Below are 15441 nucleotides of genomic sequence, written 5' to 3'. Positions count from 1 at the left end.
GGCTCGCGGCTGAGTTTAACAAACCCACCATTCGGCGATATCGACGTCAATCGCCGGGCCATCGATATCCACGTCATTTACTCGCCGTGGGGCAAACGATCGCTATCCCCCGAACGGCCTCAGCTCGACGCTTACGATCCTCCTCTCGCCCTCTGCTTGAAGACAGTCCGGAATTTTTTGACCTCAAACCGGCCGAATGGCCAGCACAAGACCCGCCGGATGGGCACCGGGCGCACTCGCTACTTAGGCATCATACCAAGTGGTCAGTTGATTTGAGGGTTCAAATGATTTCAGACCACCCTCTGCCTTCGAGGGCCCACGGACGTGTTCGACAACTCGGGCCGCCGAAGTTGGTTACAACCTAATCCCAAACGGCGGATCCCTTCGACGATAATTTCGTCCGAGGTGGCTATAGATAATCTTAGGAAAGGATCGGCGTAAAACGCCGCTCCAGGTACGGCAACGACGCCGACCGTCAGGAGATGTTCTGCAAGATCAGTCGAGGACGCGATCACTTTCCCATTCGGTTCTAATGCTCCGATATATGCCCCACAGTTCACATAAAGGAAGAATGCGCCTTGAGGCGCACGAGCGCTCAGTCCGGGCACTTTTGCCAGCTCGCACAAGGCAAGGTCGCGCCGTCGACGATAAATTTCCCGCCATTCGAGCAAAAAACCCTGCGGGCCGTCCAGAGCAGCCACGCCAGCGGCTTGACTGATTGAACAGGGTCCACCACTCGTCTGCGAAAACAGCACGCGCAGGCCAGCAGTCCACCAGGGAGGCCCCCCCGCATAGCCTATACGCCATCCTGTCATTGCGTATGCCTTAGACAACCCATTGACGGTCAAGATCCTCTCGGCCAAATCCGGCGCTACTTGAGCCAGCGTCACGAAGGTCGCAGGGGAAAAGACGATGTGTTCGTACAGATCGTCAGAGATCACGTTGACGTGCCGGTGACGTCGCAACACCTCGGCAATCGCGTTCAGTTCGTCGTACGAAGTTACGGCACCGGTTGGATTGCCGGGCGAGCAAAGTAGCAGGAGCTTCGTATCGGCACTGATCACCTTTTCAAGCCGGCTGGCATCAAGTCTATAACCTTCAGATTCGCGCGTTTCCAAGAACACCGGTGTTGCTGCACATACTTGTGCCATGCCGACATGCGAGGTCCATACCGGAGTCGGCAAGATGACCTTGTCACCCGGGTTCAGAACAACCTGCATTGCGCTGGCGATTAACGGTTTTGCACCGGACGCAATGACCACCTGTGAGCGTTCGAATGTCAGTCCGTTGTCGCGAGCGAACTTGCGCCGCACCGCGTCCTTCAAGGCCGCTGTACCATCAGCCGCAGTGTATCGAGTGGCCCCTGCCTCGATCGCTTCAATCGCCGCCCGTCGGATGTGGTTCGGCGTATCGAAATCCGGCTCACCTAACGTTAGATCGACGAGGTTGCTGCCCTGCGAACGCAATTCGGTAGCGCGATCGAACATCGCGCTGATGGGAGATGCCGGAACCCCTCGGATCGTTTCTGACAGCATTATGCACAATCCTCTGGAAGAGTATGATTTGGGCCGAGGCTTCTTGGACCGACCAAAACATGGATCACAGCCGCGCGGCCGGCCGAGAGTGCCCGCTCCAACGCCGGCTCGAAATCGGCGGTAACTTTGACACGCTCGCCATGTGCGCCGTACCCCTCAGCCACCTTGGCGAAATCCGGATTTCGAAGCGTTGTTCCAGAGACGCGGCCCGGATACCTCGCCTCTTGGTTGCCGCGGATCGTGCCGTAACTGCCATTGTCAATAATAATGAACAATGGGTCCAGCTGGTATTGAATTGCAGTAGCAAGTTCCTGTCCATTCATCAGGAAGTCTCCGTCACCTCCTATATAGACAGACGGCGAGTTAGGCCGCACAAACTTGGCCGCTACAGCTGCTGGGACCCCCATCCCCATCGCACCGTTGACCGGTGCTGCAGCTCCAAGAAACTGGCGATAGCAATAGTGGATATTTGGCCAGTCAGTTGCATTTCCGGCGCCAGTGGTCATTGTTGTATCTCTCGGCAGGCGCTCGTTCAGTAGGCGCATCACTTCGGCCATGTCGACTGGTCCAGGCTGTGGCGGCAACGTCACGTGGGCGGTGTAGCCGGCCAGTGCTTCGGATGTGGCCGTCGTATGAAGGCGCACAGGAGGCAACTCAGAAAGCGCTATAGCCGCGAGGCTCGGATCAGCAAGGATTGGTAGGTCAGCTTGATACAGGCGACCTAGCTCTTCTGCTCCCGGATGGATGTGTATGAGCCGGCAAGTCGGTCGAGGCGCTGCGAAGATCTTGTGCTTCAAAGTCGTCGGATCGTTCAGACGAGAACCCAGCGCAATGACCAGATCGGCGTCTTGTGCATATTGATTAGGCTCAGGGATGCCTCCGAAGCCTACGCTTCCGACGAAGTTTGGATGATCGTGCGGGAACAAACCTTGCCGTCGAAAGCCGATGGCTACGGGCAGATCGTGCGTCTCGGCAAAGCGAATAACCGCTGCATGGCCCCCGGGCGTCCAGATCGTGCCACCCAAAAGCAAAAGCGGCCGTTCTGCTTTCTCCAACATTTTTCCCACTGCGACGAGATCGGCGGGTGAAGGTGCCGCTGGTGTGGCGCGGGCTGGTGGCAAGTCTGGCGTGTCGGTCAACGAAAAAAGCATGTCTTCCGGAAGGGCCAAAGCAACCGGGCCCGGTCGCCCTGAGATGGCGACTTTGAATGCCCGGTTTACATATTCCGGTAAACGGGCCGCATCATCGACTTCCGCCACCCACTTTACAGTTTCGCCTAGGAAGCGGCGGTAGTCGATTTCCTGGAAAACTTCACGATCGCGGTAAGGACGACTGATCTGGCCAATCAGGAGGACCATCGGGGTAGACCCCTGCATCGCCGTGTGCAAACCGATGGTGGCCGAGGTGACACCGGGACCGCGGGTCACAAAACAGACTCCCGGACGACCAGTCAAATCGCCATATGCTGCAGCCGCAAAGCTCGCGCCGCCTTCCTGTCTCATGGTGACGTAGCGTAGGGCGTTGCCCTGATCGTGAATTGCGTCAAGTGCCGCGAGATAACTTTCTCCGGGCACGCCGAAGATCACTTCAACGCCATTAATCCGCAAAGCTTCAACAAGGACCTGGCCACCGGTGCGCATCATGACCTCACGTTGAGCGCAAGCGTCATCCCCAGGCGATCAGTGATCGCCCAGCCAGTCCGCCGCTTGCTGCTGATTTCGATTGTCTAGTGAAATCAGAAATTTCGGTTCATACCCAGCGAAAAAAATTCATAGGGTCCCAAAATCGCTCAAGGAAAACCTTCAAGGCGGGCGCGCGAATGCTGGCCCGCGGATACTCTCCGTGGCCGTTGTGAAAAGCATATGATCGTCTGACACCGCTAACGAGATCGGGAAACTGTTGCTCCCGGCCGTGTTTGGTCGTGCGGTATATCCGTCTTCACATTTCATGATCTCCCCTCAGGATGAAGGTACCATGGCGGAATGCGCAGCTTTCAGTGTAACAATTTACATGAAGCAACGAACACGCTCGGCAGAATGTTGACTGAAGCGTCAGGCTACCTGGGGGATGCAGCTGGCTTTCCGAAATCTTCTGTTGGACGGCCTCCGACACACTGATTTGGGATAAATATTCGTCGAATGTGTTAACAAGGCGCTTTGGCCTATGAAATGATGGGCCTTGTCGAGCTCGACCGTGACAGTTTCGGCCTGCAATCCCAGTGAAAGATCGGGGCACCCAGCCGGACCTGAGGCTCAAGCAGTCAATCCAAAGCGGCATTTCCGGCTAGTCCGCTTATCTGACCGAATCTAGCACCAGGGTCCGTTGTGATGCGGCGCGGGCACTGGCCGGCTGTGGAGTTCGATGACGGGCGCGATCAGCGCCGCGGTGTTGCGACGGTCGGGTTCCGCGGCAATGTATCCTCTGTTGTTTGTGAGAAGGGGTTCGGGTCCGGCGGCGCAACAGAGCCGCGGCACGTATTTGGGCGTGAGCCAAGGCTCGCTCCTCGGCATTAGGACACGCTGAGGCCATCGCCACCTTGATGCGACGAACCGAGATGCGCACCTGTACGCCGATCTTCAGCAGTTTCAAATCTGATCGTGCCAGCTGGCGTTGGCGAGCCGGATATGGGGAACACCGAGGCAGACGCAGGGCGCAGATCAGGACATACCAAACGACGCGAACCACAGCCGCAGCTGATTGGCGCGCATGGTGTTGACACTGTTACGATCGGCGTAGAGGTGAGCTGGCTTGATCCGGCTCTCATGTCGCCGCGGGCGCAGAAGAGCTCCTCGTAAAGCGCCCGTGCAACCCAGCGCTCCAGCTTAAGTGACATAACAATGAAGCGCGGATTGGCGCCCTGCGTCGTCCATTGGCCCTGGCCACCCCTCGCCTGCGGCGTGACCGCCTGTCTATTGTCGACCACCTGAAGTCGCGGAAGACCCAGGCGCGGCCTGGCCGCCTTTCCTAGAAACCAGACAGGCTTCCTTGAGGGCCGGGCGATCTTTGTTTCCAGCCGTGCGTACTGACGTAGTCGATGAGGTTGATCTCGCACCCACTCCATTAGTTCCTCACGCGCAAAAGCCGGAACCAGCGCGCAGAATGATGTGGACCGTAGACCAGGTTTTGCGGATCCACGACCCGCCCAACCTCCTCGACCCGTCCGGGGGCTTCCAGGAACAGGTCCACGAACAAGGCCTCCAACGCGACCTTGTCGTAACTGATCTTGTGATAGTGAGTCGGATCCACGACCCGGCCGTGCTCCGCCGGTTGAAGGCCCCGAGCTTAGCCCACGACCCATTTGAACGGGTGCGCTAGGCGGGCAGGACAAGGTGGCGCGCCAAGTGGACGCGGTCTGCTCGACCAACTGCAGATGGACAGGCTCAGCGCGCTAGCCGCCCGCCAAAACTCGTTCTTAATGCGGGATTAGGTACAAGTAGTTCACGATCGCCAACGCCGGCAATGTTCCGCACTAGAAAACAGCTCGGCGATAGACAGAGATGTGACGTGTAGACGCTTGGGTGAACGCGCCTCCCGCCCAGTCCCCCCAACGCTCCAACAGCTCCAACCCCACGCACTGTGCCATAGTATCAAGTTCTTGGTGGTAAACGTATCGAAACGGTTGCGGAAAACGCTGCACGGACGTTCCGGAAAACCAAAGGAAGGAAGAACTCAAGGTCTGTTTCAGTGGGTCGTGGATGTCTGTGCGAAGAAATGTGTTTTCATGATCAACGAGCAATGCCGTCGTCTTCTGCCCGTTGAAAAAACCTTGCAGGGCCGGCACATCGATCTCTATGATCAAAGTTCCCCCCTCGCTCAACACTGACTCAGCGGACCGAAGGCAAGCGATCTGCGCTTCGCGCGTCAAGAGAACCATGAACGTATTGTAGATGCAATACACCGTGTTATAGCGACTCGTCGATGTGAAGTTGGTAATGTCTCCATGCCAAGCCTTGATTAAGTTGGTTCGGCTAGCAAGCAGCTTCAACATGCTTTCGGAGTTGTCGATTCCTTCGACGCTCACCCCTCGCGCGCTCAACGGAATCGCAACCCGTCCGTCGCCAATCCCGAGCTCTAGCGCGCTGCCTCCGCTACTGTGGTGTTCAAGAAATGCTGCAGTATCGTCTGCTTCGGTGACCTTGCCTCGCATGTTGGTAATCTTTTCATAAGCCGAGGACCAGCTGTCGCCATAGACGTAAGTATCTTCCATCTGTTTCTTCTCCATAAGATGTGAAAGCGTGTTTGACTCTCGCAGGATCGCTTTGATGCCGGCATCAAGGAAGATGTTGGGTTGCGTCGGGTCTATTCTTTTGAAGTGTCCTGATGAGTGTTTTGAGAGCAACTCGAACGCTGACCCCGCGAGTTCCGCTGTGGGGCGGTCCGGAGTAACCGGCGTCCGATAGCTACCTCGTCTAGGATTTTGCGGTGAACTTATCATCATCAGCGATTTGCTGATTGCAAAGATTTGTAAATCTTATCTGAAGGTTTCGTTGCGACCGGTCCTGCTCAGTAGTAGAGGTGGCCTCAGACATGGCCCGTTTAGCCTCTGGCGCCACGGTCATCATGAGTTCGCGGTGCTCGCGACCTTGGCCCCAAGGGCGATCTAGCTGTGGTGGACTATCCAAGCGATTGCACATCGCGGCACGAGCCGGCCGCCCCGAATTGACGGAAGTCGCGCATAATGGTGCGGATGCGGCGGACGACGTCATGGTCGCTTGGCGAATTGTGCGTGATACTGGCCGCCCCTGGGTCGTGACTCGAGACCCTCCGCCAACACGCTCTGACTAATGTCAAGATCGCGGACCGCCATGAAGATTTCCTGTTTGCTGCAACAGATCCTTCAAGCAAATTCATAGACTCTTTGCGATCGAACATCCCTCGCGATGGTACGTTTGCATACCGTTTGGAAGCCAGCGGCGGCCCAGAGTCGGCATTGCCGCTTAGCGCGAGCATCCAATGACAACAAGCGTCCGCACCTTGTGTACAGGCAACGCGGTCGCACCTGCGGCTTTGCGTGGTGCCTGCCGATGATGACATTGCTAAACCGCCTCGTTACGGCAGCGCATCCTGACCGTCTTCGTATCATGGGCCTTTGCTCACATGCCGAGCTGACCGCTTCTCAGATAGCAGACATTCTCTCGCTGCCGCGAGAGCGCGTCGTATGCCACCTGCGGTTGTTGGTCAGCGCCGAGTTACTTAGCCGCGGCGGACTGGGCCCCGCGTCGGCTTACTGTCTCAATGGCAGCCGCAATGATGGAGGGCTGGTTCAACTGCTGGTCGACCTGCTTTACGAAGACGACGGCCATATGGGGGACTTGGATCGCCTGGCCTGGATGCAGGATCCGCGTCCCACGGTGATGCCCCACGACAGCCCGAATAAAGCAACCGAATTGGTGGGTGAAGCCAACAGAGAGGCAGTTCGACCGATCGCAAGATCCAGTGCGCACGTTGGATCTGCGCTGGCCAGGGTGGACCCCAGTGTGCACAAACTGCTCCTGAGACAGGAGCGGCAGGAGCGGACGACGCTCAAACTCATCGCCTCCGAGAACTTTGCTTCATCGGCCGTGCTGGAAGCGACCGGCTCAATCTTCACCAACAAATATGCCGAGGGCTACCCCGGTGCGCGTTACTATGAGGGCAACGTGATCGTCGACGAGCTTGAGGGCTTGGCGATCGCGCGCCTGAAAGCGCTGTTCGGCAGCGAGCACGCCAACGTCCAGCCCTATTCAGGTTCTCCGGCAAATCAAGCCGTCTATCGCGCGCTTTTGAGCCCGGGAGACAAAGTCATGGGCTTGGCCCTTCCAGAAGGAGGACATTTAACCCACGGCTGGGGCGTCAACTTTTCTGGCACCGACTATCAGCGCGTGCCCTATGGGCTGCACGAAAAGACGCAGCAGATCGATTACGAGCGCTTGCGCGATACGGCCAAACGGGAACGGCCAAAGCTGATCTGGGTCGGCGGAACCGCTTATCCGCGTGCATTTGATTATATGGCAATGGCCGAAATCGCCGAAGAGGTGGAGGCCTATCTCGTTGCTGACATCGCGCACATAAGCGGTCTGATTGTCGCCGGAGCCCATCCCAATCCCGTGCCCTGTTGCGACGTCGTCACCAGCACGTCTCACAAGTCGATCCGCGGCCCGCGTGGGGGCTTCATTTTGTCCAAGAATGAAGATCGCTATCAGGCACTCTACCACCCGAAGATCAAATACAATCTCGCTAGACGGATCGACCGCGCAGTCTTCCCGCAACTGCAAGGCGGCCCGCATATGAACACCATCGCGGCGCTCGCGGTCGCGTTGCAGGAAGCGGCGACCCCGTCCTTCCAGACCTACGGCCAGCAAATCGTCAAGAATGCCAAGGCTCTGGCGCAAGCGCTTCAGGATCGAAGTTTTGACCTGGTCACCGGGGGAACCGACAACCACATGCTGATCCTTGATCTGCGGGACCGACCGCTGTCAGGCAGGGCCTATGCCGAGCGCTTGGCAAAAGCCGGTATCATTACGAATTTCAACATGGTGCCGGGCGATCCACGTGACCCGGCTATCACAAGCGGGGTACGCCTGGGCACGCCAGCAGTGACGTCCATGGGCATGCGCGAGGAGCAGATGGATCAGATCGCCGCTTTCATTGCCACTGTCTTCACGCACCCCGACGACCTCGATGTTCAAAGCTGCGTCCGAAGAGACGTCGCAGACTTCTGTTCCGGCTTCCAGGTCCCTGGCATCTCCGACATATAAGCGCGCAAATCAAGACACGCACCGTCCGATAAATTTAGAAGCGAGATTATCCATGGCCAAGCAGTTCGTATTCTCCTCCGAATCCGTCGGCGCGGGTCACCCGGATAAAATGGCCGACAACATCTCGGATGCCATCCTCGATGCTGTGCTTTGCAAAGATCCCAAGGGGCGCGTCGCGTGCGAAGCATTGCTTAAGACCGGGATGATCGTTCTGGCGGGGGAAATCACCAGCGATGCGAAGATCGACTACACCCAGGTCGCTCGCGACACGGTGGTCGATATCGGATACGACGACGATGCTATCGGCTTTGACGGAAGACATTGCGCCATCATTCTTGGTTTGAGCGAACAGTCACCCGATATCAGCCAAGGGGTTGACGAAGGGCGCGGTCTGGATCTCGAACAAGGTGCCGGCGACCAGGGCCTCATGTTCGGGTTTGCATGCAGCGAGACCGAGGAACTGATGCCCTTGCCGATCCAACTCGCTCACCGGCTTACCGAAAGACAGGCACAGGTCCGCAAATCGGGACAGCTTGACTGGCTTCGTCCGGACGTGAAATCCCAGGTGTCGGTGCGCTATGAAGGTTTTCGTCCGGTGGCGCTGGACACCATTGTCCTGTCGACGCAACATGCCGAGCAAGCGTCGTACGAAACCGTCCGAGAAGGCGTGATCGAGGAGATCATAAAGCCGGTCTTGCCGGCTAACTTGGATACGGAAGGCACCAAGTTCTTGGTGAACCCAACGGGACGGTTCGTGGTCGGTGGACCGCGTGGAGACTGCGGGCTGACGGGACGCAAGATCATCGTTGACACCTATGGCGGCATGGGCCGGCACGGCGGCGGGGCTTTCTCGGGCAAGGATCCGTCCAAAGTCGACCGCTCGGGCGCCTATGCTGCCCGCTACGTTGCCAAGAACATCGTGGCTGCCGGGCTTGCTGAGATCTGCGAGGTACAGCTTGCTTATGCGATCGGCGTTGCAGCTCCAGTCTCTATTCTGGTCAACACCTTTGGAACGGCAAAGATCGCGAAGAAGAAAATCGAGCAACTCATCTTTGAGCTGTTTGACCTTAGACCCAAAGGCATTACTCAAATGCTTGATCTCTTACGCCCCATTTACCGCAAGACCGCGACCTATGGGCAATTCGGCCGTGAAGAGCCTGAGTTCACCTGGGAAAGGACGGACAAGGTGGAGGCGTTGCGGCGCGAGGCTGGATTGGCAGCAGCCTGAAACCTGACGTGGAAATTGCGACGTTACAGCGGGTACAGCTCTCACTGGCTGCGGCCGCAGAAAGCCGGTAGTCGTTGGCGGAGACATTGATGCCGGAATATGACGTGCTTTGCATCGGCAATGCCATTGTCGACATCATCGCCCAGTGCGACGAGGCTTTCCTCGAGACCAACGGCATCATCAAGGGCGCGATGAACCTCATCGACACCAGGCGCGCCGAACTGCTCTATAGCCGCATGGGGCCGGCGATCGAGGCTTCCGGCGGCAGCGCCGGCAACACGGCGGCGGGTGTCGCGAGCTTCGGAGGGCGCGCTGCCTTCTTCGGCAAGGTGTCGAACGACGCGCTCGGCGAAATCTACACCCACGACATCCACGCCCAGGGCGTGGCCTTCGATACCAAGCCGCTCAAGGGCGAGCCGCCGACGGCGCGCTCGATGATCTTCGTCACGCCGGACGGCGAGCGCTCGATGAACACCTATCTCGGCGCCTGCGTCGAGCTCGGGCCGGAAGACGTCGAGGCCGACAAGGCCGCCGGAGCCAGGGTCACCTATTTCGAGGGGTATCTCTGGGATCCGCCGCGCGCCAAGGAAGCGATCCGGCAGACCGCGAGGCTGGCGCATGCGGCGGGGCGCGAAGTGTCGATGACGCTGTCGGATTCCTTCTGCGTCGACCGCTACCGCGACGAGTTCCTCGAGCTGATGCAGTCGGGCACCGTCGACATCGTCTTCGCCAACAGCCACGAGATCAAGTCGCTCTACCAGACCTCCTCGTTTGAGGACGCGCTGGCGGCCATCCGCAAGGACTGCAGAATAGCCGCTGTCACCCGCTCGGAGAAAGGCTCGGTGATCGTGCGCGGCGACGAGACCGTCACCATCCAGGCGACGGCAATCAAGGAACTGGTCGACACGACCGGCGCCGGCGACCTCTATGCCGCGGGCTTCCTCTACGGCTACACGACCGGCCGCAACCTCAAGGATTGCGGCGACCTCGGCTCGCTGGCCGCCGGGCTGGTGATCCAGCAGATCGGCCCACGACCGAGGCAGAACCTGCGCCGCGAGGCCGAGCAGGCCGGGCTGCTCAACTCGCAGTTGGGGTAGCCTAGTCTTCCGATGGCTGGCCAACGTGACTGACCGGCTCGGTCTGGAGCGCAGGATACGGCTAGCTTCCGTAGGTTTGATACGCAAAGGCGCTGAATATGCCTGCGACCCCCCAAGGCCTTTGTGGAGCGTTCTCAACGCCCTATTAGACCCATTCTACCGCTTGCAGTAGACAGACATTTCTTCAGAGCTACCGTGATAAGAAGTCAAATGACGCCACCCGACAAATGTCGGATTTGTCGACTTCGCGACGTGAGCTTCGTTTCGCTGTTGCGGCTTCTGAAACCAGAAAGCGACACAAAATTGCTCCCCGACGAATGAACCTGATTGGCACGCGTTTTGCACGTTTGCTACGCGAGACGCTGGCCCATTTTCATGTGGAGTGGTGACCGCAAAGGAAGAAACATCGGAAGTCATGCAACGCGTCGTTCGACAGGAGATCGCTTCCAGAAAGGCATCGAACTTTAACCTGCAAGAAATGGCCTGGCAGCAAGTGCCGAACCGGGCACGGATTCTCCTGGTCCGCGGTGCCGAAAGGCAACTTAGTTTGGCAGAGCGCCTACGACGTTGTCTTTGTTCCGTAGCCAAGCGACGGGGTGGCGCAAATCGAATGAGCTTTAGATGAGCGAGTGGAGCATCGAATGTATGTTAAGGCGGACGGAACGGAGGTATGGCTGCGAACCTCGTCAAATGTCCCTTATTTGTCGATTGCCGGTCTTATTGAAACTTCGGAAGACCACGCCACAGTTCGCTCTAGGTTAAGCCGAGCCTATGAGCGGCTTCCCGGAATCGCGGCTGACGACGTGTTCCTGGTGCAAGAATTCGCGGGCCGCGGAGCCTTGGTCTTCTGCACCCGACCAGACAAGAACTGCGCTTTGCTGTTACTGGGAAAATTTGAAAGGAGCCGGGACAAGCGGAAACGATGTGATGTTTTCAAGGTGCTTAATGAGGTCATCCAGCAAAGCATAAACGACATTGGCCGGCAAGCCCGCTCCACCATTCATTTCGACGTTGTGCAGCCCGAGATCGCAATGCGTTTGGGTTGAGGCGGACTATGACCCAGCACATCGTCTTCATCGACACTAATTTGCCTGGCATCGAAACCATGCGCCTCGCCAAGGAGAGAGGGTTACGGGTCTCCTTAATAAAATCCGGCTATCGCCATTATACCGAGACCGAGTACGTCAAACACTTATTCTCGACACTGGATAAGGTCGTCACCATTTCAGCCTCCACTGTCGATGACGAGGTGTTGCACGCCATGCGATATCTCGCGACGCTCGCCCCGATCGATACGGTCATCTGCGAGTTGGAATGCTGTGTTGACGTGGCAGCCCGCATCTGCGCGCGACTGAACATTCCATTTACCGATGCGTCCGCAGTAATGGCGGCACGAGAAAAGGCCCGAGCTCGTGAAATTATCCAAAAAGCAGGCTTGCGCTCTCCTAAGTTCCGGCTGGTAGCAACCCCGCGGGAAGCGAGCGCGGCAGCTGAAGCCATAGGCTCTCCCGTAGTATTAAAGCCGCAGACCGGCTTCGACAGCCTGCTCACGGCAGTAGCGCCAACGCCGCCTGCAGCCGAACGCGCCGCCCACAAATTCTTGATTGGGATCGAGGCTCTCCCGGTCCAACTCAAGGCGCAGTTTCGTAAAGGGATTCTCGTCGAAGAATATCTTACCGGCCCTCTAGTTTCCGCGGAAATAGGTGTGCGGGATGGAAAATACTATCGATTCATGATGTCGGACCATCCCCGCGCGCGCGAAGACGAATGTATCGAGCTCGGCGCTTCGATGCCGGCCGATTTGACACCTGATCAAACCAGGGCTTGCTTCGACTACGCGGAAGCGGCAGCGTCGGCACTCGGCTTCGATCTGGGTATTCTTCATGTTGAAATGATTGTTACGGAACAAGGGCCCGTTCTGGTTGAGATGAACTCAAGACTGATGGGTGGTGTCATGCCCTCCGTATATCACCATCTGACAGGTGAGATGATCCAGGAACGATTGCTGGATATCCATCTTGGCCTGCCACTCCGGGACGACTTGCCCACGTATACCGGCTATGTCTCTGCCCGGAATATCATGCCCCATTGCGACGCAAGCTTGGCGGAGCGCATCGATCTGTCGTGGCTTAGAGGTTACCGAGACCAACTGATTGAGTTTGATCCGCACCGCTTCGACCCAGGAAGGCGGGTGCAGCGCCGCGAAATACTCGGCTGGTACCATGTAAGGGCCAAATCATTTGCAGAAGCCAATACTGCGGCCGATGCCATTCTTGGGGGTTTCGAGAGGTCGATGGGCATAGCCTTGATAAAGTAGCGACGGTGGTATTGCGAGCACCGCACACGTTTGCATTTGGGCCTTAACTAGGAGTGGATGCCTCTCCTTTCGCAACGGTCTGCGACGCCAACACCCTTCCGATTGTTCGGTTCGTGATATCTGCAACGCCGGTTTGAGTTATCCAATACAGAGGTTTCTTAGATGCCCAGCTCTGAACTCAAAATGGCCTAGCCTCTTGCCGTCAGCGATGTTGGCATGTGTTTTGATACTCCGGAAAGCGAGACGGCAGTTTTGCATGCCATCTTGCACGTAACTGGGATCCCAGAATCCAACGAAACGAAGATCTTATAGGAGCTTCTAAATGACGGACAGTTTCGTGTACGGCGACGATTGGGCGAGCACCTACCAAAAGATTACTCGAATACGAGGCAAAATTGCTGAGGCTGATCAGACCGCCGCGTTTCTGGATCGACAATGTGAGGGAGGCAGCGCACTCGAGCTTGGCATCGGCGACGGACGCGTTGCGATTCCGTTGAGCGCGCGAGGGGTCAGGGTGGAAGGCATCGACAACTCCGCAAGCATGTTGAAGCTGCTTGCTAGCCGAGCCAATTCAATCACGGCTTGGTATGGAGACATTGCGAACTTCACGTCAACCAGTCGCTATGACGCGGTGTATTGCATCTACAACACTTTCTTGCAGCTCGTTGAGCGCGAAGCTCAAATAGCTTGCCTTAGATCTGCGGCATCATCCTTGAGCGAAGGAGGCGCCGTCGTCATAGAAATTGACGTGCCGGCCTTGGACGGGATAGTCAACGGGCAGAAGACGACGGCATTGCTCGTTGATCATGAAAACACATTTCTTCGCACTGACATCCATGACCCATTGAAACAGATGTTAGTTTCCTCGTTCTTTTTATTCTCGGGAGCCACGGTGCGACGGTTATTACAGCCGATTCGCTATGTATATCATCAGGAACTTGATACGATGGCCGAGTGCGTCGGATTACATCTGACGGAGCGTTGGGGGGATTGGGCGGGAGGCGCGTTCACCCAAGCATGTACACGTCATATCTCCGTGTACCGCCGAGCAGGTCCGGAGCCAAGACGCTCTTAATCTAAATAGAACAAGAACTGTTCTACGTTTCCTTTGTGGCGGATCGCGATTGATATGCATGGTGATCGGCAGTTTTTGTGCAGGTATTGTACCTAGAATGAATATCGGCACACCTTATCCGCGACATGCGACTAGTAGCGGGAGCCCGTCGGTGAAGGACGTCGTCGTAGTTGGCTCAGGAAAGATCGGTTCCACCATCGCCCGATTGCTCGCTGTGACTCGGGACTATCGCGTAACGGTCGTCGATCGCAGCGGCGAACAATTAGCGGAAATCGAAACCGGCCCCGTCGTCTCGACTGCCAAGTTCGATATCGAGGACCAATCGGCGCTTGCGGGTCTCCTGTCTGGCAAGTTTGCAGTGCTGAGCGCGGCTCCCTACCAACTCACAGTCGCTATCGCTACTGCGGCTGCGAAAGCTGGCGTCCACTATCTCGATCTCACGGAGGATGTGGAGTCTACCCGGCAGGTCAAACGCATCGCCACGGCCGCCAAAACTGCCTTCATCCCACAGTGCGGTTTGGCGCCCGGCTTTATCTCGATTGTGGCGAGCGACCTTGCGCGAAAATTCGAGAGCCTCGACAGCGTTAGACTGAGAGTCGGCGCACTTCCCCAGTTTCCAAGCAACGCCTTGAACTACAACCTGACCTGGAGCACCGACGGAGTCATCAACGAGTACATTCAGCCTTGCGAGGCGATCGTCAACGGCGAGCTCGTCGAGGTCCCTGCTCTGGAGGAACGCGAAGAGTTCTCGCTCGACGGCGTCACATATGAGGCCTTCAACACCTCGGGGGGCCTCGGCACGCTTTGCGAAACGTTGAAGGGCAAGGTCAACACGCTCAATTACCGAACCATCCGCTATCCTGGTCACGCGGCCATCATGAAGGCGCTCCTGCAGGACCTCGGACTACGGCACCGCCGCGCTGTGCTCAAGGACATCCTGGAGAACGCATTGCCGACTACGCTGCAAGATGTTGTGATCGTGTTTGTAACTGTTTCCGGACGGAGAGGCCGTCGGTTGATCCAGGAGACTTACGCGAACAAAATCTATAGCGCTGACGTTGGAGGACGCACCATGGGCGCCATTCAGATCACGACAGCCTCAAGCATTTGCGTGGTTCTTAACCTGCTCGCCGAGGGCAAAATCCCGACCCAAGGATTTGTGCGCCAGGAAGATATTGGACTCCAGTCGTTCCTGGGGAATCGGTTCGGCGTCTATTATCGGTAGAGGAACGCGGCGCATGGCTCTGGTGCCACGGCTGTTGGTTCACAGCGCTGGCTACCCGGTGCATAGCCTGCGCCAATGCCAGCCTAGGCCCGGTTGGTCGTCGACCCACTTGGGCGAAACGGCCAGATAGTGACGGCTTTGCTGTCGTCGACGTTCAATTTCATTCAAGGACCGCCACAGGCTCCCCGAGGAGGGTTTCGTCGACTTCGATACCCAGGCCGGGGCCA

At 57.4% G+C, this 15441-nt stretch carries 11 protein-coding genes and 2 pseudogenes; 9 read left to right on the top strand and 4 right to left on the bottom strand.

Translation table 11 applies throughout. The features are described 5' to 3' along the window. Positions 1-276, top strand: a 276-nt coding sequence (locus ACWGS9_RS32190; protein WP_454509020.1) for a hypothetical protein, incomplete at its 5' end; no start/stop codon positions are given. A 14-nt stretch (positions 277-290) separates the two neighbouring features. Here ACWGS9_RS32190 and ACWGS9_RS32185 read toward each other — a convergent pair. The 4 genes and pseudogenes from ACWGS9_RS32185 to ACWGS9_RS32170 all read right to left on the bottom strand — a co-directional run bounded on the left by ACWGS9_RS32185 (position 291) and on the right by ACWGS9_RS32170 (position 5742). Further along, positions 291-1535, bottom strand: a complete 1245-nt coding sequence (locus tag ACWGS9_RS32185) for a pyridoxal phosphate-dependent aminotransferase (RefSeq protein ID WP_454509019.1) — start codon at positions 1533-1535, stop codon at positions 291-293. After that, positions 1535-3178 carry a thiamine pyrophosphate-dependent enzyme gene (locus ACWGS9_RS32180; protein WP_454509018.1) on the bottom strand — a complete coding sequence of 548 codons (1644 nt, stop codon included), beginning with the start codon at positions 3176-3178 and terminating at the stop codon, positions 1535-1537. The genes ACWGS9_RS32185 and ACWGS9_RS32180 overlap by 1 nt, the downstream gene beginning before the upstream one ends. Positions 3179-3998: 820 nt before the next feature. Further along, a pseudogene (locus ACWGS9_RS32175) lies at positions 3999-4666 on the bottom strand (transposase); the annotation flags it as partial. A 338-nt stretch (positions 4667-5004) separates the two neighbouring features. After that, a complete protein-coding gene (locus ACWGS9_RS32170) occupies positions 5005-5742 on the bottom strand; it encodes a class I SAM-dependent DNA methyltransferase (protein ID WP_454509017.1) in 738 nt (245 codons plus the stop codon). A gap of 673 nt (positions 5743-6415) precedes the next feature. On the opposite strand from ACWGS9_RS32170, the pseudogene ACWGS9_RS32165 reads away from it, so the two are divergent. The 8 genes and pseudogenes from ACWGS9_RS32165 to ACWGS9_RS32130 form a co-directional block, all read left to right on the top strand. Continuing rightward, positions 6416-6718 (top strand): annotated as a pseudogene (locus ACWGS9_RS32165) (helix-turn-helix domain-containing protein); the annotation flags it as partial. 171 nt (positions 6719-6889) lie between these two features. Continuing rightward, positions 6890-8272 carry a serine hydroxymethyltransferase gene (locus ACWGS9_RS32160; protein WP_454509021.1) on the top strand — a complete coding sequence of 461 codons (1383 nt, stop codon included), beginning with the start codon at positions 6890-6892 and terminating at the stop codon, positions 8270-8272. A 52-nt stretch (positions 8273-8324) separates the two neighbouring features. Then, a complete protein-coding gene (gene metK / locus ACWGS9_RS32155; protein ID WP_454509016.1) occupies positions 8325-9500 on the top strand; it encodes a methionine adenosyltransferase in 1176 nt (391 codons plus the stop codon). A gap of 89 nt (positions 9501-9589) precedes the next feature. Beyond that, positions 9590-10597 (top strand): adenosine kinase, encoded by a 1008-nt coding sequence (locus ACWGS9_RS32150; protein WP_454509015.1) that lies wholly within the window; start codon positions 9590-9592, stop codon positions 10595-10597. A 641-nt stretch (positions 10598-11238) separates the two neighbouring features. Continuing rightward, a complete protein-coding gene (locus ACWGS9_RS32145; protein ID WP_454509014.1) occupies positions 11239-11643 on the top strand; it encodes a hypothetical protein in 405 nt (134 codons plus the stop codon). An 8-nt stretch (positions 11644-11651) separates the two neighbouring features. Next, the gene (locus ACWGS9_RS32140) at positions 11652-12914 is read left to right on the top strand and encodes an ATP-grasp domain-containing protein (protein WP_454509013.1); all 1263 of its coding nucleotides are present in this window, start codon (positions 11652-11654) and stop codon (positions 12912-12914) included. A gap of 322 nt (positions 12915-13236) precedes the next feature. Continuing rightward, on the top strand, positions 13237-13989 hold the full coding sequence (locus tag ACWGS9_RS32135; protein ID WP_454509012.1) for a class I SAM-dependent methyltransferase: 753 nt from the start codon (positions 13237-13239) through the stop codon (positions 13987-13989). A gap of 151 nt (positions 13990-14140) precedes the next feature. Continuing rightward, entirely contained in the window at positions 14141-15214 is a 1074-nt protein-coding gene (locus ACWGS9_RS32130; protein ID WP_454509011.1) for a saccharopine dehydrogenase family protein, read from the top strand. Positions 15215-15441: the final 227 nt, after the last annotated feature.

This window comes from Mesorhizobium sp. Arg314, from assembly GCF_053714275.1.
This window is presented reverse-complemented; position numbering and strand designations above follow the sequence as displayed.